Annotated in this window: 23 protein-coding genes, 1 tRNA gene and 1 pseudogene; 7 read left to right on the top strand and 18 right to left on the bottom strand. The window is 67.0% G+C overall.

What is annotated here, in order from left to right; genetic code table 11:
- Positions 1-65: 65 nt before the first annotated feature.
- The 8 genes from JFC09_RS04440 to JFC09_RS04405 all read right to left on the bottom strand — a co-directional run bounded on the left by JFC09_RS04440 (position 66) and on the right by JFC09_RS04405 (position 4,469).
- Entirely contained in the window at positions 66-521 is a 456-nt protein-coding gene (locus tag JFC09_RS04440; protein ID WP_198392723.1) for a hypothetical protein, read from the bottom strand.
- Between the two features lie 116 nt (positions 522-637).
- On the bottom strand, positions 638-880 hold the full coding sequence (locus tag JFC09_RS04435; RefSeq protein WP_198392722.1) for a WhiB family transcriptional regulator: 243 nt from the start codon (positions 878-880) through the stop codon (positions 638-640).
- Between the two features lie 382 nt (positions 881-1,262).
- A complete protein-coding gene (locus JFC09_RS04430) occupies positions 1,263-1,466 on the bottom strand; it encodes a hypothetical protein (protein WP_198392721.1) in 204 nt (67 codons plus the stop codon).
- Positions 1,463-2,812: a DUF3631 domain-containing protein gene (locus JFC09_RS04425; RefSeq protein ID WP_198392720.1), complete on the bottom strand. Its 1,350-nt coding sequence runs from the start codon at positions 2,810-2,812 to the stop codon at positions 1,463-1,465. The genes JFC09_RS04430 and JFC09_RS04425 overlap by 4 nt, the downstream gene beginning before the upstream one ends.
- Before the next feature lie 23 nt (positions 2,813-2,835).
- Positions 2,836-3,072 carry a hypothetical protein gene (locus tag JFC09_RS04420; protein WP_198392719.1) on the bottom strand — a complete coding sequence of 79 codons (237 nt, stop codon included), beginning with the start codon at positions 3,070-3,072 and terminating at the stop codon, positions 2,836-2,838.
- The gene (locus tag JFC09_RS04415) at positions 3,069-3,950 is read right to left on the bottom strand and encodes a hypothetical protein (protein ID WP_198392718.1); all 882 of its coding nucleotides are present in this window, start codon (positions 3,948-3,950) and stop codon (positions 3,069-3,071) included. Before JFC09_RS04415 ends, JFC09_RS04420 begins: the two co-directional genes overlap by 4 nt.
- Positions 3,951-3,972: 22 nt before the next feature.
- Positions 3,973-4,293 (bottom strand): hypothetical protein, encoded by a 321-nt coding sequence (locus JFC09_RS04410; RefSeq protein ID WP_198392717.1) that lies wholly within the window; start codon positions 4,291-4,293, stop codon positions 3,973-3,975.
- Positions 4,290-4,469, bottom strand: coding sequence for a helix-turn-helix domain-containing protein (locus tag JFC09_RS04405; protein ID WP_198392716.1), 180 nt, complete (start codon positions 4,467-4,469; stop codon positions 4,290-4,292). The genes JFC09_RS04410 and JFC09_RS04405 overlap by 4 nt, the downstream gene beginning before the upstream one ends.
- Before the next feature lie 166 nt (positions 4,470-4,635).
- Between JFC09_RS04405 and JFC09_RS04400 the strand changes: the two genes are divergently transcribed.
- The 3 genes and pseudogenes from JFC09_RS04400 to JFC09_RS16350 all read left to right on the top strand — a co-directional run bounded on the left by JFC09_RS04400 (position 4,636) and on the right by JFC09_RS16350 (position 6,472).
- Complete coding sequence (locus JFC09_RS04400) at positions 4,636-5,268, top strand: helix-turn-helix domain-containing protein (RefSeq protein WP_198392715.1); 633 nt, start codon at positions 4,636-4,638, stop codon at positions 5,266-5,268.
- 28 nt (positions 5,269-5,296) lie between these two features.
- A pseudogene (locus JFC09_RS17050) lies at positions 5,297-5,641 on the top strand (tyrosine-type recombinase/integrase); the annotation flags it as partial.
- 165 nt (positions 5,642-5,806) lie between these two features.
- Positions 5,807-6,472: a tyrosine-type recombinase/integrase gene (locus tag JFC09_RS16350; RefSeq protein WP_332839639.1), complete on the top strand. Its 666-nt coding sequence runs from the start codon at positions 5,807-5,809 to the stop codon at positions 6,470-6,472.
- A gap of 85 nt (positions 6,473-6,557) precedes the next feature.
- On the opposite strand, the gene JFC09_RS04390 is transcribed toward JFC09_RS16350, so the two are convergent.
- Positions 6,558-6,642 (bottom strand) — tRNA-Ser (locus tag JFC09_RS04390).
- A gap of 347 nt (positions 6,643-6,989) precedes the next feature.
- On the opposite strand from JFC09_RS04390, the gene JFC09_RS04385 reads away from it, so the two are divergent.
- The gene (locus JFC09_RS04385) at positions 6,990-8,669 is read left to right on the top strand and encodes an Ig-like domain-containing protein (protein ID WP_198392713.1); all 1,680 of its coding nucleotides are present in this window, start codon (positions 6,990-6,992) and stop codon (positions 8,667-8,669) included.
- A gap of 63 nt (positions 8,670-8,732) precedes the next feature.
- Here the strand turns inward: JFC09_RS04385 and JFC09_RS04380 are convergent, their stop codons facing one another.
- Positions 8,733-9,140: a DUF779 domain-containing protein gene (locus tag JFC09_RS04380; protein ID WP_198392712.1), complete on the bottom strand. Its 408-nt coding sequence runs from the start codon at positions 9,138-9,140 to the stop codon at positions 8,733-8,735.
- Positions 9,141-9,331: 191 nt separating this feature from the next.
- Here JFC09_RS04380 and JFC09_RS16650 point away from each other — a divergent pair, with 191 nt between their 5' ends.
- Positions 9,332-10,972, top strand: a complete 1,641-nt coding sequence (locus JFC09_RS16650) for a multicopper oxidase family protein (protein WP_198392711.1) — start codon at positions 9,332-9,334, stop codon at positions 10,970-10,972.
- Positions 10,973-11,090: 118 nt separating this feature from the next.
- On the opposite strand, the gene JFC09_RS04370 is transcribed toward JFC09_RS16650, so the two are convergent.
- The 3 genes from JFC09_RS04370 to JFC09_RS04360 form a co-directional block, all read right to left on the bottom strand.
- On the bottom strand, positions 11,091-11,552 hold the full coding sequence (locus JFC09_RS04370) for a DUF3592 domain-containing protein (protein WP_198392710.1): 462 nt from the start codon (positions 11,550-11,552) through the stop codon (positions 11,091-11,093).
- A gap of 6 nt (positions 11,553-11,558) precedes the next feature.
- Complete coding sequence (locus JFC09_RS04365; protein ID WP_198392709.1) at positions 11,559-11,972, bottom strand: VOC family protein; 414 nt, start codon at positions 11,970-11,972, stop codon at positions 11,559-11,561.
- Between the two features lie 239 nt (positions 11,973-12,211).
- On the bottom strand, positions 12,212-13,459 hold the full coding sequence (locus tag JFC09_RS04360; RefSeq protein ID WP_198392708.1) for an MFS transporter: 1,248 nt from the start codon (positions 13,457-13,459) through the stop codon (positions 12,212-12,214).
- 74 nt (positions 13,460-13,533) lie between these two features.
- On the opposite strand from JFC09_RS04360, the gene JFC09_RS16335 reads away from it, so the two are divergent.
- Complete coding sequence (locus JFC09_RS16335) at positions 13,534-16,401, top strand: M3 family metallopeptidase (RefSeq protein WP_332839638.1); 2,868 nt, start codon at positions 13,534-13,536, stop codon at positions 16,399-16,401.
- The gene (locus tag JFC09_RS04350) at positions 16,385-17,197 is read left to right on the top strand and encodes a queuosine precursor transporter (protein WP_198392707.1); all 813 of its coding nucleotides are present in this window, start codon (positions 16,385-16,387) and stop codon (positions 17,195-17,197) included. Before JFC09_RS16335 ends, JFC09_RS04350 begins: the two co-directional genes overlap by 17 nt.
- A gap of 9 nt (positions 17,198-17,206) precedes the next feature.
- Here JFC09_RS04350 and JFC09_RS16850 read toward each other — a convergent pair whose 3' ends face one another.
- The 5 genes from JFC09_RS16850 to JFC09_RS04325 all read right to left on the bottom strand — a co-directional run bounded on the left by JFC09_RS16850 (position 17,207) and on the right by JFC09_RS04325 (position 21,995).
- A complete protein-coding gene (locus JFC09_RS16850; protein WP_332839637.1) occupies positions 17,207-17,629 on the bottom strand; it encodes a cupin domain-containing protein in 423 nt (140 codons plus the stop codon).
- A 109-nt stretch (positions 17,630-17,738) separates the two neighbouring features.
- Positions 17,739-17,966: an amphi-Trp domain-containing protein gene (locus JFC09_RS04340; protein ID WP_198392706.1), complete on the bottom strand. Its 228-nt coding sequence runs from the start codon at positions 17,964-17,966 to the stop codon at positions 17,739-17,741.
- Between the two features lie 92 nt (positions 17,967-18,058).
- On the bottom strand, positions 18,059-19,357 hold the full coding sequence (tgt, locus tag JFC09_RS04335) for a tRNA guanosine(34) transglycosylase Tgt (RefSeq protein ID WP_198392705.1): 1,299 nt from the start codon (positions 19,355-19,357) through the stop codon (positions 18,059-18,061).
- Complete coding sequence (locus JFC09_RS04330; protein ID WP_198392704.1) at positions 19,354-20,874, bottom strand: FAD-binding oxidoreductase; 1,521 nt, start codon at positions 20,872-20,874, stop codon at positions 19,354-19,356. The genes tgt and JFC09_RS04330 overlap by 4 nt, the downstream gene beginning before the upstream one ends.
- The gene (locus JFC09_RS04325) at positions 20,871-21,995 is read right to left on the bottom strand and encodes a histidinol-phosphate transaminase (RefSeq protein ID WP_198392703.1); all 1,125 of its coding nucleotides are present in this window, start codon (positions 21,993-21,995) and stop codon (positions 20,871-20,873) included. The genes JFC09_RS04330 and JFC09_RS04325 overlap by 4 nt, the downstream gene beginning before the upstream one ends.
- Positions 21,996-22,073 lie beyond the last annotated feature (78 nt).

The raw sequence follows: 22,073 nt of genomic DNA, 5'->3' as shown, positions 1-22,073 counted from the left end.
CGACACGGGCGGATCCCCGGCACCTGGGTCTACACCCTCAATTACGAAGAGCCGGGTAACATTCTTCAAGGTGTCGTCTGACATTCCGGATTCACCCCATTCTTCTGCATTGCTTCAGCGGCTTGGTCTGCGAGCATTGTTGCGACACGGATTGCTTGATCGGCAGTCAGCGGGATAGCGACGTTGCGGCTGCGGAGCACCACTCCGGCGGTTCCGTCTGCGAGGGTCGCCTCCTTCACGAGGATGTGGTCGCCGCGTAGCCGGTTGTTCCGTGCTGCCTTGGGTGGCTCGACCCAGGGCGTCTCGTTGATGCGGTGGAGCCGGATCATGGCGGCTGCTGCGCGTGCGTGTGGGCATCGTGCGTTGGATTGTGAACCGCACCCGTCACACCAGTATTGGTGCGCTTCGCCTTCTTTGTATCGAACGCGGTATTCCGTGTCGTCGTGTTTCACGATTGCGAGCACGTTGTCAGGGCGGATGGTTTCTCCGACGAGGCGCACATTTAAGGCTTGTTCGGTCATCGCGACATTTCTCCTATTGTTGAGTGTTTCTTATTTCCGGGAATGGGTCATCTGTCGGATTCCCCAGTGGATGAATAGTGCTGATATGACGATTTGCGGGATGAGGAGGATGCATATCATCGTGTTCTGCCGCCCCACACGAATCCGTCCTTCTCGCGGTTGGCTGCGGCGTATGCGTCGCAGATGTCGAGGACGGGGCACTGCTGGCAGTGGAGGGCGGCGGCGTGTCGCTCGTCCCCGTCATCCGATGTCCACCACGCGGCGTTCGGTCCCTGGCAGGGTGTGGTCGTTTCACGCAGCGCGGCCTGTAGGTCGTCCCACGCGTCGGCGGCTGCGGGGCGTACTCCGTGCGGTTTCACGGTGTGCTCCTGCGGAGGACGAGCGCGCGAGGATGTTTCCACACGTCGTGTCGTCTGTCGCACGTCGGGATTGCGAGGTCGTGCAGCTCCTCCCCACGGCTGAACGGGCAGTGTGAGCACACGGTCATCGTGTCCAGGACCTCATAACGCGGCTGTCCGGGCTTGATGGTCCGTCCGCACATGTCGCAGCTCATCGGCCCTCCATGCGTCGGAGGACGGCGGCTGTGAGGGTCGGGCAGTGGGGGTGGTGGGCGACGTGGTTACGCGATGATGTCGCATCGCAGTGGTTACACATGTGGTCTCCAATCAGTGCGCCCCGACTCTCGAGCGAGAGCCGGGGCGCTGGTCGGGAAACGGTGTCCGGTTTTACGGACCCAGGTCGTTAGTCGTGGGACTGCTCGACGAGATCGACGATCCGGTCCGCGAGGCGCAGAGCCTCCTCCGCGGTCCAACACGAGATCCGCCCGTCGATGGAGAGCATGATCCCCTCGGTCCCATCGGCGAGGTCCGCCGGGTTCACTCGAGCCCGTCGAGCGATCGTAGAGTTGAGCGTGCGGCGCTCGGGCCGCTCGATGAACCGCCTCATGCTGTCCTCCGCTCACGGCAGGAAGGGTGTACGCGCTCACCGTGTGCTGCCACGTGTCGGCTGGGAATTGAGCCCCCGCAGACTTCGCAGCTCACTTCGATCAGCTCCTGCTGCACGGGGGTGTGCACACTGAGCCCCCCCTCCCCTTCTACAGCGTGTACGCCGTTCACCTCGTTCACGCCGTGCGCATTACCGGCGCCCTGGTGCACGGAGTGCACGTTGCGAACGGTGTTCACGGTGTCGATAGGGGGTGGGGCGATGCCCATACTCACGAACACCGGATCGAAGTCGGAACGGTGATAGGCGCGGCTCCTGTCTGCCCTGGTCGTCCCCTGCCGGGTGCGCAGACCGAACGACCCCGAAAGGGTCTTCGCGATCGCCTGCGCAGTGACGCGCTTCCGGCCCTTGAAGAGATCCTCCTCCCACAGCGACGGATTCTCCGCGGCGAGCATCGCGATGATGTCCTCGGTCTGCCACCGCTCCTCGCCCTCGGGCCAGTTGTCATACATCGCGCGGAGCATGAGGATCTTCGGCGGGTCGGCGCGCAGTCCGGACTCCACTTCGGCGCGGCGGAACTCGAGAGCCCTCACCGCGAGGTGCTCTGCCCGGCGCTGCCAGCCGTCACCGCAGAGGGCACCGACTCGGATGAGCGGCGACCAGCACTCACGGAGCCGCCCCTTCACACCCTCGGGCATCTCGGGTCGCAGCGTGCGCAGAGTCTCAGCGTTATCTGCGGCCCAGCTCGCGATCTTCTCCTTCAGGTCGTGGGCGTGAGGCTCGAGGAACTCCCAATCGGACTCCTCGACGGTCCCGAGCGTGTCAGGCATGAGGAGCACGCGGATCGTCCTCGAGCGGGTGTCGGCGGCAAGCTCAGGATTGTTCCCGGCCATAGCGACCGCACCGAACGTGGACATCTCCTTCGCCTCCCAGCCGCCGCCTTCGGTCGGGATCAGTACCGGACGGGAGCCGCCGCGCTTGTAACCTGTGTTCACCGTCGCGATGATCTCTTTCGAGTTTGGGTTGTCGGGACTGAGCGCGCGGTCTGCCTCGTCGATGAGGATGGTCCGCGGGCGCGAGTCCAACAGTCGCGGGATGAGTGAGCCCGACGAGATGGACGACGCCTGCACCGGGTCGAGAGCAAGGTAGGACATGTGCTCGAGCACCGTCGTCTTCCCGGACTCGGGCACCGGGCTGTCGAGGAGGAGCCGCCCGGTCGTGAACAGCTCTCCGATGAAGTGCGTGTGCAGAATCCACAGCGTGAGGATGTCGAGATCCTCCTCATGCATCGTTGAAACGTATGTGGCGAGCCAGCTGCGCAGATCGTCTGCGGGGTGGTCTGTTGTCATGGGGTCCCTTTCATCGGGATTGGTCATGCCGCGCGGAGCTTCATCCGGAACCGCTGCGCCTCGAGGGCGGCGATCGTCTCCCGGACTACTTGCGCGATGTCTCGGTCGAGACGCTGGGCGTCGAGGCAGAATCGGGCCACCGCTTCGATGAACTCGTCATCGGTGAGTGCTTGCGCTAGGCGCCCGTCCTCGTATCCCCGCCGGTAGGCGAGGTCCGTTGCGTCCCTATAGATGCGGAGATCGACCTCGAGGTTGTTCACGAGCCGTCTCCGGCGATGCGGGTGAGCATGTCGCGCTCGCTCTCCTCGACTGCGAGGGTGATGCTCAGCGCCGCCTGGTCGATGTGCTTGGTGATCGCCTTCTCCACGGCCTCGCGTAGGAGCGGGGTGGGAACCGCGTCCACCTCGACGGAGCCGCCCTTGAAGCCCGCGGCGCGTGAGCTGGTCCGCTTCGTCGGTCGAAGAGGAAGGTTCCAGTCCTCGATCTGCTGCGCGGTCACGGCGAGGCGTTCACACTCGAGGTTGGCGCCGGGGACGAATCCGCGGACCTTCGTCTCGAAGTCGCGCCATGCGTCGATGCCCTCAGGGTCGTGATCTCCCAGGTTGTAGAGCACGGTCCGCTTGCCGTAGTTCGTGTTGTCCTGCACGGTCTCCGCGATCGAGTGCACGAACGTCTCCGAGCTGTAGCCGCGGGTGATTCCGAGCTCGACATCCCACTCGGATGTCACCGGGTAGATGACGCCGGAGATCGCGTCCTTCTCAGAGAGGACGATGATCTCCGTGTCCTGGTCCTCCCACAGTGCACGACGGTACGATGACGCGGCGTTGCGAAGCATGACATCGACGTTCGACCACGACGACGGCTTCCGCATCAGCCGGGTTCCGTCGGTCACCCAGTGATAAGGAACTGTCCCCGCGCGGCGGAGCTTGAGGAGCTGCCGCATGATCACGCGGTAGCCCGCCTCGGTTTTCTCGATCGCGTCGCGGCTCACGGCGCGGTAGTACACGCCGCGGAGCGTGATCGGCGCCTCCGTGGCGCACACTTCGTAGATGATGTCGTCCAGTGCGGCGAGCTCTGCGTTCGTCCGCCGTCGGCGCTTTACCGACCTGGGTTCGTAAGATGTAGTCTGGCCCTTCATCGGCCCTCCAAGGTGTTCGGTGTCAGACCCCAGCCGCAGAATGTTTGGCGACAGTGCGGCTGGGGTCTTCTGCTGTAACTCGAGCGCCGGGAAGCTGCCCGTGCTCGTCTGGCACGTCGAACTCGCTGCGCAGCTGAGCCTCATGCTCGGTGGGTTGGAAGGCCGCGATTGCCACGACCCTCCCGTCAAGCGCACCTCTGCGCGACGCGAGCAGCACGAGCTCCCGAGCCGCGGAGATCGACTTCCCCTGCTTCAGCGCAGACGAGAACGCGCGCTTGATCTTCGACCGGCTCACGTCGGGCACGGCCTCGATGATCGAATCGACGGCTTCCGTGATCGTCACGCCGCCTCCCCTGACAGCATCCGCATGAGCGGTTCGCGGAGGACGAGGATGCGGCGCCCAATCTTGATCGCGGGGATCGTCCCCTCGTCGATCGCCTTGCCTACGGTGCGCGGGTCGAGGTCCATAAGGTCTGCGGTCTCGCGCACAGACATCGTGGGGCTGGTCTTCGTGGTCATGGTCTTCTCCTTCGGACATGACTGATTTGCTGAGCTGCTAGTCGCGGCTCCCGTGTTCTTCCAACTACGTTACCCATTCTCGCACATCATTCAAGAACATCCCAGTGCGGATGACGGTTTTGGGCGTGTCGAGGCACATGCTTTACCTTTGTGATACGTTGCGGTCATGGATTCTGGAGATATGGAGCGCCGCCTCCTCGATACGATCCGCTCGCGCAGAGAGCAGCTCGGGTGGACGCGAGATGACATGAGTCGCCACCTTGAGTACAAGGGGATTCAGATATCCGGTGCGACATGGGCGAAGGTCGAGTACGGAGGGCGCAAGCTCAAAACCGAAGAGCTCTACGCAGTCGCAGAGCTCCTCGACATCGACCTAGATTCCGTGCGCCCCGGGCGCCGCCTTGGCGCAACAGAAGCGGTAACGCGACTTGCGCAAGACCAGCACAACGAGATCAGCCGTGAAGTGCGGTCATATGTCCGCCAGTTGACGCGGGCGAAGTCCAACATGCGGATCGCGAACAGCGCCTATTACGCGAACAGCAGCACCGACACCAATGTCACAGTCGTTGTCGAGCGGGAGGCGCTCATGCACTTCATCGAGGACATGCTCGACGACTCCCGATACCCTTTGGCCGATTGGCTCCGCGCGCTCGGAGTAAGCGGGGACGCGGTGCAAGAGTTCGATAGCGAGGTGGCCGCGGCATCATCGACCGACACGGACGAGACGCGCATCCTTGACGCGATCCGTCGAGTCTGTGATGAGATAGGCGCAGCCGACAACGGGATCACCTTTGAATAGGCGAGTCGTCCGCTCGTTCGAGGGCAGCGTGTCGAAGTACACCTACAAGAACAAGAGCGGCAAACAAGAACGATGGCGGTGGCAGCTATGGGTGCCCGAGAATGCTGGCGACCCGAACAGCGACCTAACGCGCATCGGTAAGGGTGGGTACACCGACCCCCAGGACGCACAGGATGCCCTCTCGGACGCTCGGCGAGGGCATGAGCCCGTCACCACCCGCACGTCCCCGACACTCGCCGTATACGCGGACCAGTGGATCGACGGACTCAGGCTCGCATCATCCACAATCGCCGGATACCGCAGGTTGCTCCGCCACGTCATCCCCCGGCTGGGATCTCGACGACTCGACACGATCACGCCCAGCGACATATCTCGCCTGTACGCCACCCTCGAGAAGTCCGGGCGCCTCGACCCGAAGCGGAAAGGTGAAGGGCTGTCAGCCAACACCATCAACAAGGTTCACGTCACGATGTCATCGCTTCTCGGGTCCGCGGTGATCGACGGGTGGCTTCGGTCTAATCCCGCGAAGTCTCCCAGCGTGAGGCCACCGACACAGCGCCAGGTGCGCGCAGCTCAGGACGAGATCAGGGTGTGGACCGCAGACGAACTCCGCGCTTTCCTCGACTGGTCCCGACACTCCTATGAGGACGACTTCTACACCATGTGGGCGACGGTCGCGGGGACCGGAATGCGGCGGTCTGAAGTGCTCGCCCTGCAGTGGAAGGACGTAGCCGACAACAGGATCTCGGTGAGGCGGGCACTCGACACAGAGGCTCGCGACGAGTTCAAGAGCCCGAAGTCCGGCAAGTCCCGGGTCATCGACATCGACAACGCACTTGCGACGCTGCTAGCTGAGTGGAGGTCGCTGCGGTCGCAGATCAGTCTCGACTACGCACGTCCCGACGGGCTGGTGTTCGGGAACAACATGGGCGGCAGTCGGTCTCCTAACGAGGTCTCACGGCGGTGGAGAACTCGAGTGAAGCGAGCGCAAGAGGACATCGACGTTCCGACGATCACGCTGCACGAGCTGCGTCACACCCACGCGACGATGCTCCTTCAGCTCGGGGTGCACCCTCGAGTGGTCCAGGAGCGGCTGGGGCACTCGACGATCGGGATCACGATGGACACCTACTCCCACGTCCTCCCCTCCATGCAGGCCGATGCGGTAGAACGACTCTCCATGCTCATGCAGGGCGAAAAGTAGGGCGGAGCACATGAACGAGCACAACACGCACAAAAAGATCCGGCCCCCACCCGAGTAATCCCAGGTGAGAGCCGGACCCTAACTGCGGAGGATAGGGGATTTGAACCCCTGAGGGCGTGAACCCAACACGCGTTCCAGGCGTGCGCCATAGGCCGCTAGGCGAATCCTCCGCCGATGACTCTACCGGACTCTTCCCCGGAGGCGAAATCGCACGCGTGCGCCGGCACCTGCCCACTCCCGGCACCCTCCATCACTGCAGTCGAGCCCACCGGTCGGCCTCTTTCCGTTCATTCTGATCACGTACCGGCGGGTTACAATTCGGCAACATGCGATGCCGCAAACGGCACTCCATCGCCGCTGGTCAGGCAGGCGGGTGTGACGGGGGTTGCACGTTCGAAACCTGACTCGCCCTCTGAGACCCTCCTCAGCAGCCACGACCCGCAGGATGGCGGGGAAGAAGCGTCGTACCATCCGAAGAGTCCCATTCTTCCCGGAGGTCTTCGTGCGCCGTCGTGCCATGTCCGCTCTTGCTACCACGGGCCTTGCCGCCCTCATCCTGTCCGGCTGCACCCCCGGATCGACGAATCCGACCGACCCGTCCGCTCCCGACGGCACCGCTTCGACCGCTCCCGCGCCCGTCGTCTCCGTCGTCAACGACGCCGTGGCAGACACTGACTCGGACGCCGCACAGCACCAGGACACCGCACCGGACCAGGACACAGCCGCCGCTGACGCCGCCCCCTCCGCCGGCGCCGACTCCGCAGACAGCGCCGACGCTGCCGAAAGCACCAGCCCTGCAAACGGCACTGGCGCGAGCGACAGCATCACGGTCGACGCGGGCGAGAAGCTGGCGCTCGCGGTCGACGGCGGGGAGTTCGTCGAGGTCCGCCTCATCGACGCCGACCACGACAGCGTCCCCGTCGACACCGGCACCTTCCCGACGGGAGCAGGCACTGACAGCGACTCGACCGACGCTCCCGGCGATGCGAACTCCGCAGACGGCGACTCGACGAACCCTGACGACGCGAACGCAGACAGCTCAGGGACCACGGACGAGGCCGTCGCCGGCGGCACCACGAAACCGACCCACGGTCTTGTGGACACCGAAGGCGGGAACGAAGAGACCTCGGGTGACGACGCGGGGGCCTCGGGAGATGCCGAGACCGGCTCCTCGGCCGATAACGCGACCGGCACCTCGGGAGCGGATGGCTCTGCGACCTCGGGAGCGGACGACTCCGGGGAGGCCGACGGCGGCGGATCCGCGGAGTCGACTGGCACGGAGTGGGAATCGTCGGTCGACCTGGTGACGGGCGCGACCTACGAATGGGAGGCGACGACGGTGTCCCCCGACGGCGCCGAGCACACCGCGACCGGTACCGTCTCGACCCCGGCGACCACCGCACAGGAAGAGCTCACCGCGAAGACCGCGATCGCGGACGACCAGACAGTGGGCATCGGCGCGCCGATCGTCGTCATGTTCAACTCGACGATCCCGGAAGACGCGCGCGCAGCGATCGAAGCGCGCCTGAGCGTCGACGTGACCGACGAGGACGGCGAACCCGTCGACGTCGAAGGCTCCTGGGGCTGGCTCTACGACACGGACGGCATCAGCCGCGTCCACTACCGGCCCAAGGAGTTCTGGCCCGCGCACGTGAACGTCGAGGTGAACATGCCGCTCGAGGGCGTCGAGTACTCGCCGCGCTGGTACGGCAAGGAGGACGTGGAACTGTCGTTCGAGGTGGGCCGCGACCAGCGGGTCGTCGCAGACGCCTCGACCCACCGCATGACGATCGAACGCGACGGCGAGGAGATCGCCGACTGGCCGACCTCACTGGGATCCGCGAAAGCCCCGTCGTACAACGGCACCCACGTCGTCATGGCGAAGCACGAGTTCTACACGATGACCTCGGAGCAGTGGAACTACGAGACGGACGTCAACTGGGCCGTCCGCATCCACAACAACGGCGAATTCGTCCACGCCGCACCGTGGTCGGTGGGAGTGCAGGGCAGCGCGAACGTGTCCCACGGCTGCATCAACCTGTCGACGGACCGGGCCAAGGAGTATTTCGACATGGCGCTCCACGGCGACCCCGTCGAGATCACCGGATCATCCGTCGACCTCACGACCGAGCACAGCGACATCTCCGACTGGGTGTACTCGTGGGACGACTGGCAGGAGCTGTCTGCGCTGAGCTGACAGTGATGCGGCGGGGGCCGTGGCGAGCGTCGGTCAGCACGCGTCTCCTGGTCAGCACGCGCCTCACTCGAACAGTCGCGAGCGGGTGAGGAACCGCTTCCCCTCCGGACCCTCGAGGCTGAAGCCTGAACCGCGCCCGTCGATCGCATCGATCGTCAGGTGGGTGTGCTTCCAGTACTCGAACTGCTCGACGGACATCCAGAAGTCGACGCTGCTGGTCGTTCCGTCCTCCAGTGGCACCTCGAAAGCCCCCAGTCGGACGTCTGCGTCACCGGTGAGGAAGTCGCCCTCCGGGTAGCACATGGGCGACGAGCCGTCGCAGCATCCGCCCGACTGGTGGAACATGACGGGGCCATTGCGGTCGATGAGCCGAACCAGCAGATCCACAGCCTCCTGGGTGAACGCGACGCGGGAGAAATCCTCCCCCTCGATCGTCGGTGCAGCTTCGAGTGCTGCTGTGTGGACAGTCATGGCTCCTCCTCGGCGCATCGTCATCGGCACGTCCCTCGTCGCCGTCGACGTCTCCTTCCAGCCTACGCGCGCGTGCTATGGGTCACAATGCGTCCGGCGGAGTGCTGCTGAGCGGTCTGCCCACTGGTCCGGTCAGTCTCACGGTGGGCAACGTTCTGCGAGACACCGGCTGGAGCGGGACAATGGTGGTCATGTCCGCTCATCTTCGTTCGCCCTCGCCGGACCGCGGACGCACACTCGATCGCCGTGGCCTGCTGCGGGCGAGCGGTGCGCTGCTCAGCATCGGTGTGCTCGCGCCGGTGCTCGCCTCCTGCTCCACGGAGACCGAGGTGCCCGTCGACGCTTCCGGCAGCCCCCTCCCCATCCCGCCCCTCCTGGAACCGGACGCGGACGGCCGCTTCGAACTCACCGCCGCGCGGGGAACCATGGAGTTCCTGCCCGGTGTCACGACGGACACGTGGGGCTACAACGGCGATTACCTGGGCCCCACCATCCGCATGCAGCGCGGACGGACCATCGAGGCGGTCATCACGAACGACACGGACGAGGAGACGACCGTCCATTGGCACGGCATGCTCGTCCCCGCGCACGCGGACGGCGGTCCGCACGAACCGGTCATGCCCGGCGAGACGCGAACGGTCACGTTCACGCCCGACCAGCCGCCCGCGACCCTCTGGTACCACCCGCACCCGCACGAGATCACTGCCCAGCAGGTGCGCCGCGGCCTTGCCGGCATGGTCATCCTGGACGATGCGGACGGCCACACCCCCGGCACCGTGTCCGGGGACGCCGTCCCCTCCCCCGCCGAGGCCCCCTCCCCTTCCGCTGAGGTCCTCGCCGCCCTGCCCCACGAGTACGGGGTGGACGACATCCCGGTCGTCATCCAGGACATGCGGATCACGGAAGACGGCGAGATGCTCGGCCACAACTTCAACTCCGAAGTGGGTCTGCTGGGCAAGACCGTCATGGCGAACGGTGCGGTGGGTGCCGTCCATACGACGGACCGGCGTGTGCTGCGGCTGCGGCTGCTGAACGGGTCGCAGGCGCGCTCCTACGGCCTGCGTCTGGACTCGGGGGCTCCCCTCACGCTCATCGGCACGGACGGCGGCCTGCTTGAGGCTCCGGTGGAGGTCGAATCTCTGAGCCTGTCACCTGCCGAACGCGCGGAAGTGCTCGTCGAGGTCCCTGACGACGGGGTCACGCTCGTCTCCGCGCAGCCGGAGCTCGGCAACGTCGCGGACTATGAGGCCGTCGGCGGTGAGGACGAGTTCACGATCCTCCGCCTGGAGCGCAGTGGTGCCGGTGGCGGTGATGCGAGCGGTGACGGTGAGGACTCCGGCGGCGGACCCGCGTCGATCGACGCCCTGTCCCTGCCGGCGACCCTCGTCGACATGCCTGACGTGGTGGAAGGCGGCCAGCAGCGGCAGTTCAACCTGCGGGGCCGGCAGATCAACGGCAAGTCGATGGACATGGGTCGCATCGACCTGGAGTCGGAGTCGCACCGGCCGGAGATCTGGCAGGTGAGCAACCTCGACTCGTCACCGCACAACTTCCACATCCACAACGCGCAGTTCCGGATCCTCGACATCGGCGGGCAGGCGCCTCCACCAGAGCTTGCCGGGTGGAAGGACACCGTCTACACCCCGCCGCAGCGCGACATACGGATCGCGGTCGCGTTCCCGTCGCACGACGACGATGATTCGCACTTGCCGTACATGTTCCACTGCCACCTCATGCTCCACGAGGATGACGGCATGATGGGCCACTTCACGGTGGATGTGACCACGCAGGAGGCTCTCGACGCCCTCAAGTCGACCGGCCACGATCACTGAGGCCCTCTCCTCGAGGTGTTCCCCGTGAACGTCGGCGTCCGGAGGCAGCGCCCTCTCCTCTACCGTGCGAGGCGGGTCCGCTGGGACGAGTGGGACGCCTCAGGGCGTCGTCACGTCGTCAGCGCACGAAGGCGATCAGCAGACCGATGAGGCTGAACAGCAGGATGAGTCCGCCGAAGACGGATCCGATGACGACGAGGAAGATCCCCAGCCTGCTGTGCCCCGGCACCGTCGAGACGGCCGGGTTCATCGGGTCGACGTACACATCAAGCGGCATCCCGATGAACTGCTCACCTGACCGGTGAGTCCTCCAGAAGCCCTTCGTCTTCATCGAATGCTGGCCGAGCGCGGGTGTGGACTCCCACAGCATGCCGTGCAGCGTGTACCGAACCGTCGGGTGGTAGGCGTACGCGGAGTCGACCGACTGTGTACGGACACTGACCACGGTGGAGCGCACCGGGATGCCGGTACGGATGAGCTCGCGATTGCGTCGGATCATCACCACGCCCGCGATGACGACGGCCGCACACACTGCGACTGCGAGAAAGAGCCCCACCAGTCGGGGCAGCAGCCACAGCATCAGGAATCACCCTCCATCGGCGCTCGTGTCCGGCTTCGTCTCGAGCAGCTGGACGAGGTTGCCGCACGTGTCGTCGAAGACCGCGAAGACCGCCGTCCCGATGTCCGTCGGCTCCTGTGTGATGGTGACTCCGCGGCCGCGCAGCCGTTCGACCTCCGCGTGCACGTCGTCGACCGCCAGCTGTGCAAGGGGGATCCCGTCCGCGACGAGCGCCTCCCGGTACGGCCCCACCGCAGGATGCCCGCTGGGCTCCAGGAGGAGCTCCGGACCGTCGGGACGTTCGGGTGAGACGACGGTCAGCCAGAAGACTCCGTCTCCCATGGGGGCGTCGTGGCGGACCTCGAACCCCAGGACCTCCGTGTAGAAGGTCCGTGCCTCATTCTGATCGTCGACGAAGATGCTGGTGAGTTCGATCCTCATGGCGTTTCCCTCTTCCGCCGCCCCGACCGCGGGACGGTCTTCCTGACTCCGGCTTCACCGGTCTCTCGCCGGCCCCTCGCCGGTCCTCGCCGGTCCTCGCCGGTCCTCGCCGGCCGACTGACACCGATGGAATCATCGTCGCACAGCACATCCCCTCACGCTCGGGTCTCAGCCCGCCCTGCTCGGGTCACTGCCCGCCCTGCTCGGGTCACTGCCCCTCGCGCTCGTGCCACAGCTCGTCATGCTCGTGTCATCGGACGTGACCGCGCGAGCAGCACGGACACGACGAACGCGATCCCCATGAACGCGAGGCTCAGGTAGGTGACACCGCTCCATCCGCGCAGTTCCCAGGCCAGCGGCGCCAGGTTCCCGTTGACGGACGAACCGGCGTAGTAGACGAGCATGTACATCGAGGCGGCTTGGGCAGGGACGCCCACGGACGCGCTGGCCCGCTGCGCCACCCAGGTGGACGCCAGGGAGTGGCTCATGAAGAAGCCGACGGAGAGGATCGCGATGCCGAACACGATCCAGAAGAGATGGGGCAGCCCCATGAGCAGGATGCCGATGATGGCGACGAGGGGCCCGTACGGCATGACGGCGCGCAGGCTGTACCGGCCGCCCAGGCGCCCTGCGACGATCGATCCCACTCCGGCGATCGGGTAGACGAAGTAGATGAGTCCCATCGCTCCGACGGACAGCAGGTAGGGGGCCGCCTCCAGCCGGAACGCGAGCGAATTGAACGCGCCCACGAAGGTGCCCATCCCCAGCCCGCCGATCGCGTAGAGCCCCACGAGGACGGGGTCCCGGAACGCTCGCCCGAACTTCCTCAGCAGCTCCCGCAGCGAGTCGAAGTGGGGGACGAACCCGCGGGATTCGGGCAGCAGCGCCCAGCAGCCCACCGCGCAGCCCACGGCGAGGACTGCGGTGACGAACAGGGCCAGGTGGGACACACTCAGCACGCCCGTGCCGTCGTACCCCCACTGGTTCGCGACCTCGATCGTGAGTGCGGAGACCACGCGGCCGGACAGGCCGCCCAGGGTCGTGCCGAAGATGTAGATGCCGGTCGCCGCCGTCACGTAGCTGGGGTGGATCTCCTCCTTGAGGTAGACGGCGGCGGTGGCGGGCAGCCCGGCGAGGACGAAGCCCATGAGGAAGCGTGCAGCCAGGAACAGCGGCCACGACGGCAGGAGGGCGACGACGAGTGCCAGCAGCGAGGCGATGAGGAGCGACCAGCGGATGAGCCGCACACGCCCGATTCGCTCCGACACAGGCACCGCGACGAGCAGCCCCACACCCAGCCCCGCGGTCGCCGCGGACACCGACAAGGCAGCTTCTGCGGGCGAGATGCCGTAGTCCCGGGTGAAATACGGCAGAATCGCCTGTGTGGCGTAGAGCAGAGTGAAGGTTGCGAGACCGGCCATGAGAAGGCCGATCTCAATGCGCTTAGCACGTGGGTCCCCACGCAGGTAGCCTTCGAAGTCGCTCACGCGCCAAGCCTAGACCGCCGTCCGCACTCGTGGACGCGGGGTCTGGCACCGCAGCCGCCGATACAGGAGTACTCGTGACCCAGCCCCCGACAATCCAGTCTTCGCCGAACCCGGCGTGGGAGTTCGTGAGCAGCACCCCGGACCGCGCGCTGCCGGACTTCGCGGCAATCACCCCGCAGCACCTCGTCGAGGCGGCGACCTGGGCGGTGGGCCACGCACAGGACGTCGTCTCCGGAATCCTCAGGTCGTCGGAGGACCCCACCTTCCAGTCGGTCACGCTCGCGCTGGAGCGGGCGATGCAGCCGGTGGATGCGGTGGGCGCGCTGGTCCGCGTGTACGAATCGAATGTGCAGACGGACGCCGTCGCCGAGGCCGCGGCCAGTGTGTGGGCCCAGCTCACCTCGCTGCGGCTGGGGGTGGAGCTCGACACGGATCTCTTCGAGCGCCTGCAGTCGGTCCCCACCGCTGACCTCATCCCGGAGGACCGCAGGCTCCACGAGCTCACGATCCAGGACTTCGTCCGGGCGGGTGTGAGGCTGCCGGCGGAGGACCGGCAGCGGGTGTCGGCGATCGCGACGGAGATCGACCGGATCGAGACGGAGTTCGGTCAGGTCCTGCTGCGCGAGGCGTCGTCGCGCGCGCTCGTCGTGGACGATCCGGCGCAGCTGGCCGGCCTGGGTCCTGACGCACTCGATGCCGCGCGGTCCGACGCGCGCGCCCACGATGTCGATGGGCTGCGCCTGCCGCTCACGAACACCACTCAGCAGGACGCCCTCGCCGATCTCGCCGAACCTGCGACGCGTCAGCGACTGTTCGAGCTGTCGACGGGTCGCGGATCGTCGGGCGGACCGGGTGACACGCGGGAGATGGTCACGGACCTCACCGCGCTGCGCGCCGCGCTGGCCGCGGTGCTGGGCTTCCACAGCTATGCGCAGTACTCGATCGACGATCAGGTGGCCCCCGACGTCGAGTCGGCGGGCGGCCTGCTGCGCTCCCTCATCGCTCCCGCGCTGGGGCAGTTCCGGCGTGAGACCCGGCGTGTGCGCGAGTACTTCGGACTGGACGACTCGCAGCCGCTCGATCCCGCGGACGTCACACACCTGTGGGAGCGCTACCGTGCGGAGGCGTTCGAGCTGGACAGTGCGGACGCCGCCGCCTACTTCGAGTTCGAGCGGGTGCTCGTCGACGGTGTGTTCGCGACCGCCGGGACCCTGTTCGGCCTCGCGTTCACCGCACGGGACGACCTGTCGGGCTGGCACGAGGACGTCCGTGTGTACGAGGTGCTGGACGGCACGCGGCCCCTGGGGCTGGTGCTCGTGGACCCGTACGCTCGGTCCGGGAAGTCCGGCGGGGCGTGGATGGACGAGCTCGTCACCGGATCCCGCCTCACGGGGCTGCACCCCGTCACGACCCTCTCGCTCAACGTGCCGAAGCCCCCGGTGGGGCGGCCGGCCCTCCTGAGCGTCGACGAGACGGTCACCCTGTTCCACGAGTTCGGCCACGTGCTCCACGGCCTGTTCGCCGATTCCGTGTACCCGTCGCAGGCCGGCACGTCCGTGCCCCGCGACTACGTCGAATTCCCCTCCCAGCAGTTCGAGATGTGGGCCCTGCACCCGCAGGTGCTCCCCGCGTACGCGCTCCACTGGGAGACCGGTGAGCGGATCCCGCAGGAGCTGGTGGAGACGCTGCTGGACGCCCAGGGGTTCGGGCTGGGCTTCTCCACGCTGGAGTACCTCGCCGCGGCGATGCTGGATCTGGGCTGGCACGCGCTCGAGGACGGGGAGTCGATCGAGGACGTCCTCACCTTCGAGTCGGAGGTGCTCACGGCGGCCGGGTTCGATCCCGTCGTGCCGCCGCGCTACCGCTCCACCTATTTCGCACACACCTTCACCGGCGGCTATGCCTCCGGCTACTACTCGTACCTGTGGTCGGAGCAGTACGCCGCCGCGGTGACGGAGCTGTTCGAGGACCACGGAGGGCTCGACCCGGAGCTTGGTGCCCGCTACCGCGCGAAGGTCCTGTCCCCCGGCTATTCCGTCGACCCGCTGTATGCGCTCAAGGAGTTCATGGGTGGAGAGACGGCGGTCGAACCGCTGCTGCGTCGCCGCGGTCTGGCACCCCTTCGTCCGGCGGGTCCCGCGCACCCCACCCACGCGAAACTCGAGCGCGACCTGCGGAAGGCGGGGATCGACTCACGGGTCATCACCCACCCGGAGCCTCTGCCCACTGCGGCCGCAGCAGCGGCGCACCACGAGGTCGACCTGGGCGCGATCGCGAACTCGCTGGTCTTCATCGCGGAGTTCGAGGAGGAGCCGGATACGGAGCAGACCGTGACAACCGGTGCGCTGTCCACCACGGGTGCGGACAGCGGCAAGAACGCGGACACGAGCAGGACTGCGGGCACAGGCAAGAACGCCGACGCGGCGGGCTCCATGACCAAGGCCACGGACCGTACCGCAGATGAGGCCTCGAGCCGTCCCGGGACCCAGGACCCGGAGACCTCCGCGGTCGAGGACGCGGCGACCGCTCCGGTCGGAGACGTGGTGACCGTTGCGGCCGGTGGGCGGGACGGTGAGGCGACCGGCGCCTCGGCGGCGGAGACCTCCGAAGCCGACGACCAGCCGGCGGTGCGGGACGAACCCGTCCTCATCATGACCTCGGGCGCCCACCGCGTGGACACGGACTTCACAGCGGCGAAGATCGGGGCGCGCCGTCTCAAGCGGGCGAAGCCGGAACAGGTGCTCGCGGCGACCGGCCAGGCGGTGGGCGGGGTCGCGCCCGCCGGCCACCCCACACAACTGCGCACATTCGTCGACCGGGACCTGCGGCTGCATCCGAAGCTGTGGGCCGGCGGCGGCACCATCGAGGCGATGGTGCCACTCACCTACTCGGAGCTCGTCGATCTGACGGGCGGTCAGGAGATCGATGTCGAACCACGATGACGCCCCGGCGGGCGCGGCAGCAGACGGCTCCGTGTCTGGGCAGCCGGATCAGGACGCGGCGGCGCACGCCCCGCACAGCGCACCCGCGCAGTCCGATCCGGCGGAGAACACAGACACCACGACTCAGACAGGCAGCCTCGCCGCTTTCGCCAGCACACGGGGACGCTTCTACGCGTACATCCTCGCCCTCATGTGCTGCGTCTTCCTCATCTCCAACATCTCCGCGACGAAGGTCATCGAGATCGGCCCGTTCGTCGCCGACGGCGGTGCGTTCCTCTTCCCGCTGGCATACATCCTGGGCGACGTCATCAGCGAGGTGTACGGCTTCCGCGCAGCCACGCGCGCGGTCCTCATGGGCTTCGCGATGCAGGCCCTCGCGGTCACCGTCTTCTTCGCGGTCCAGATCGCACCACCGGGGCCGGGCTACGAGAACCAGTCCTCATTCGAGGCGGTGCTGGGCTTCTACCCGCGCATCGTCCTCGCTTCGCTCTGCGGGTACCTGGTCGGGCAGCTCCTCAACGCGTTCGTGCTCGTCAAGGTGAAGGAGAGGATGGGCGAGAAGCACCTGTGGGTGCGGCTGCTCACCTCGACCGGTGTCGGCGAGTTCGCGGACACGCTCCTCTTCTGCATCGTCGCGTTCGCGGGCGTCATCCCCGGATGGGACTTCGTCAACTACATCATCGTCGGCTTCATCTACAAGGTCGCCGTCGAGATCCTCTTCCTGCCCGTCACCTACCGGGTCATCCACGTCATCAAGAAGCGTGAGGCGACCTATGCACCGGGCGGCGCGGAGTAGGGGTCAGCCTCAGACGCGTTCGCCGGTGAGCATCGTGAGGAGCAGGACGCTCGAGGCGGGCGCGGACTCCGGGCAGTCGACGCGGTGAGTCACACGCTCCTTGCAGTGGACGACGACGCCGGGGGTCATCTGGGTCGTCTCGTCACCGCACCCGAACGTGAGCTCACCGGACAGGCACTGGACAGTGATGGGGTGCGCCACCGAATGGTCCGGGAACGTCTGACCGGGTGCGAACGTGAAGGTCACGAGGTTCGCGCCGTCCTCCTGCATGAGGCGCTTCACCGACGGGCGTCCACGCGGGTGGTCGGGGTTGGGTGCGGCGGCGAGCGCCAGGGCATCGACCGTCGTCGCGGTGCCCTCCCGTCCGACGCCTTCCCGCCGACCACCGTCCTGCACCGGGTCGTCAGTGCGCGCTGATTCGCTGTTCGTCACGGGGACCACTCCTTCCGCCGGTCAGCTCCGACCGGCACATCGATCGCTGAGGACCGACCCGTGGGCCTGCACGGATGAGCAGGCCCACACCATCTACCGACCACACGGCTCACCAGCTGATCGAGACCTCGATCTCCGATGCGCCTCCGGGTTCCACTTCCACTTCGAACTCGTAGTCGACGCGGTCGGCGACACGGATCGTCACGTCGCGGCCGTCCTGGACGACACGGATGCCGTTCTGCTTCTCCAGGGCATCCGCGAGAGCACGCAGCTTCGCGGCCGCTTCTTCACGGGTGAGGGTCACGTCCGTCTCGTGCTCGAAGAGTTCGTCGCTCATACCGCTAGTGAAGCAGGATTCGGACGTTCCAGACAGTGTGCGGCGGCGTCGCTGGAACGATGCGTCTGACCCGCTCGTCACTTCTTCTTCCGTCACTTCTTCTTCGCGTAGTACCGCCCCATGACATCCGCTTCGAGTTCGTCGTACCGGTCGTCTGTGATCGCGGCGCGGATGTCCGCGACGAGGCCCACGATGAAGTGCTCGTTGTGGATGGTGCAGAGGGTGGAGAACAGCATCTCCTTCGCCTTCCACAGGTGGTGCAGGTAGGCGCGGGAGTAGTGGGTGCACGTGTAGCACGAGCATTCCGGGTCGATCGGCTGCCAGTCCCTCTTGTAGCGCGCGCCGGAGATGTTGTACCGACCGTCACGCGAGTACACGGCGGCGTTGCGCGCCACCCTGGACGGGGACACGCAGTCGAACGTGTCCGCGCCGCGGCGGATCGCGGCGAAGAGGTCGTCGGGCTCGCTGATGCCCAGCAGGTGCCGTGGTTTCTCCTCCGGCAGCTCCTCGCACACCCAGCCGACGATCGTGCCCAGGTTCTCCTTCTCCAGCGCCCCGCCGATCCCGAAACCGTCGAAGTCCATCGCCCCCAGATCACGGGCGGCCTTCCGGCGCAGGTCTTCGTACTGCGCGCCCTGGAGCACCCCGAACAGTGCCTGGTACGGCCGGTGCGACCGCTCCTCCGTGAGCCGGAAATGCTCCGCGACGCAGCGTTCCGCCCACCTGCGGGTCCGCTCGAGCGACTCGACCTGGTAACCGCGCGTGTTCGTGAGCATCGTGAGTTCATCGAACGCGAAGATGATGTCCGCGCCCAGCTGGTGCTGGACCTGCATCGACACCTCCGGGGTGAACCGGTGGATGTCGCCGTTGAGGTGTGAGCGGAACGTGACGCCGTCCTCGTCGACGTTCGCCAGCCGCTGCTCGCGGTCGACGGTCTGCAGGTCGGCCCGGTTCGAACCGGCGAACTCCGTCGTGAGCACCTTCTTCGACCCTACGCCCAGGCTCATCACCTGGAAGCCGCCGGAGTCGGTGAATGTGGGTCCGGGCCAGTTCATGAACGCACCCAGGCCGCCGGCTTCGTCGACGATCTCCGCCCCCGGCTGCAGGTACAGGTGGTAGGCGTTCGCGAGCACGGCGTCCGCCCCCAGAGCGTCCACGTCCTCCGGCTTCACTGCTTTGACGGTCGCCTTCGTGCCGACGGGGATGAAGGCGGGGGTGGCGATGTCACCGTGGGGCGTGCGGATGGTGCCCGTCCGGCCCCCTTCCGGCAGCACGGCCCCGATCTCGAATCCGAACTCCGACCGGTCCGCCACCGAGGCCGTGGCCCCTTCCGAGGCCGTCGCCGACTCTGTCAGGCCGCTGCGGGTGCCGTCTGTCGCCGAGGTCGTCATTCTGCGAGGGCTCCCAGCATCTTGCCGGGGCTGAGGATCCCCCTCGAGTCGAATTCTCGTTTGATCGCGAGGTGGAGACGCTGCGCGACAGGGTCCAGCTCCTGGGCGAGCCACCGCTGCTTGAGGACGCCCACACCGTGTTCGCCGGTGATCGTGCCGCCCAGTTCCAGGCCCGTGGCCATGATGGCCTCGAACGCCGCGTTCGCGCGGGCCACCGATGCAGGATCCTGCACGTCGAAGAGGACGTTCGGGTGCATGTTGCCATCACCCGCGTGACCGACCACGGCGAGCATGACATCGTGTTCGTCCGCGATCGCCTGCATCCTCGTGAAGAACTCCGCAAGGGACTTCCGCGGCAGGCACACGTCGTCCACCAGCTCACCCCCGCCGTGCGCCATCGCATACTTCTCCAGTGCGTGGCCCACGGAGCGGCGCGCGGCGATGAACATCTCCGAGTCATCCGGGTCGTCGGAGATCGTCACCTCCGTCGCGCCCTGCCCGGCCGCGATCCGCTCGAAGAGCGTGAGGTCCGCGGTTGCGCGTTCCAGTGAGCCGTCGCCGTTCGACTGGACGAGCAGCATCGCCGCCGCACCCTCCGGCAGACCGAAGTCGCCGTAGTCGTTGATGCAGGCGATCGACGTCCCGTCGAGGATCTCCAGCATCGACGGTGTCACCCCGGAGGACATGAACTCCGTGATCGTCCGTGCGGCATCCCGGATGTCGTCGAACAGGGCCACGCCCGTGAGGGGGTCGGGGATCGCGGGGATGAGCTCCACGACGATCTCCACGACGACGCCCAGTGTCCCCTCCGAGCCGACGAAGAGGCTCGCGAGATCCAGGCCAGCCACGCCTTTCGCCGTCGGACGTCCCACCGTCGTGAGGGACCCGTCCGCCAGGACGACCGTGAGCCTGCGGACGTAGTCCTTCGTCACCCCGTACTTCACGCAGCAGAGACCGCCCGCGTTCGTCGCGACGTTCCCGCCCAGAGTCGAGATGTCGACGGAACCCGGGTCCGGCGGGTACGACAGTCCATGTTCCACCAGTGCGTCCTTGAGCGCGCGGTTGAGGACTCCCGGTTCCACGGTCGCCGTCTGCTCGACGGTGTCGATGTCGACGATCCTGTCCATCCCCGCCACATTCAGCAGGAGCGCACCGTCCACGCCGTTCGCTCCCCCGGACAGTCCCGTGAGCGCTCCCTGCGGGATGACGGGCAGGCGGTGCTCGTGGGCGAAGCGCAGGGTCTCCTGCACGTCGGAGACGTTCCGGGCGCGGATGAGGGCGCGCGGGGCGCCGATCGGAGCGAACACCGCCCGGTCCTTCGAATGGGCCGCGATCACGTCGAGGTCGTCGACGAGCGCGCGGTCACTGAGGACCGCTGCCAGCGGAGCCAGGTCCACGGCGACGTCCGCGGAGGTGAGCGGAGGGGTCGGGACGTCCGTGGCGTTGAGAGCGTTGGGAGCGTCCGTGGCGTTGGGAACCGTGCCGGATGGGACTGCATGCGCCTGATGCGTGGTCATGCGTCGCGGTCCTCCATGAAGGTCGTCGCCACGGCCACGAGACGCTCCATCGCCTCAGGGGGGCCGATGGTGACGCGCACGCCGGCACCCAGGTTGCGGACGGCCAGGCCGTTCTCCATGCACGCCTCCGCGAACAGCGTCGCGTCGCGCTGCCCGAACGGCAGCCAGACGAAGTTGCCGCCACTGGGTGGCACGGGGATGCCGATCTCCCGCAGTCGGGCGGACAGGTCGTCGCGCGCCGCGCCGACCTCCTTCGCCCGCACGAGCACTTCGTCCCGCACAGCCAGGGAGACCAGACCGGCGGCCTGCGCGGCAGCGCTCACGCTGAAGGGTGCGATCGACTTGCGCATCTCATGGATGATCGCGAGGTGGGCCACCGCGTACCCGACGCGCAGACCGGCCAGACCGTGGGCCTTCGAGAAGGTCCGCAGCACCACGAGGTTCGAGTACGTGTCGAGCGCCTGGTCCGCATCCACCGGCGCATCGAGGTTGCCGTCCTCCGTGCGGATGCGCGACGCGGCCTCACTGCCGCTCGCGAACTCCACGTACGCCTCGTCGAGGACGACGATGAGGTCTTCCGGCACCTGGGACATGAAGGTGTCGAACTCCGTGTCGCCCAGCACGGTGCCGGTCGGGTTGTTGGGAGAGCAGAGGAGCACCAGACGCGTGTGCTCCGTGATCGCCTGCGCCATCGCCGGCAGATCATGGCGTCCGTCCGGCGTGAGGGGGACCGCCACCCGGTCCGCCCCCGCGAAGCTGGTGAGCTGCGGGTACATCTCGAACGACGGCCACGGGTACACGACCTGCGCGCCGGGTTCCAGGGTGATCCCGACGAGCGCGGAGAGGCTCTCCGATGAGCCTGCGGACAGCACCACGTGGTCCGTCGGCACGTCGTGGAACCGGGCGAGCGCGGCGGTGAGATCCGTCGCGGCGGGGTCCGGGTAGAGAGCCGGTGTGCCCGAGACCGACGTGATCGCGTCGACCACTGCGGGCAGCGGTTCGAGGTGGTGCTCGTTCGACGACAGCTTGTAGCTGGTCATCCCCTCCACCGCGGCGGGAGGACGACCCGGGATATAGGCGGGGGTGTCTGCCAGGGAGCGGCGCACGCGGAAGTTCGTCATACACAGATTCTGCCACTTGGCACGGACGGATGGGCCGCCGGGCCAGCGAAGTCGCCTGGGAACTGTGATCGGGAGCCA

Source organism: Brevibacterium yomogidense (genome assembly GCF_016107685.1).
GTDB lineage: Bacteria > Actinomycetota > Actinomycetes > Actinomycetales > Brevibacteriaceae > Brevibacterium > Brevibacterium yomogidense.
The sequence above is the reverse complement of the archived record's forward strand: the minus strand, read 5'-3'. Positions and strand labels throughout refer to the sequence as shown.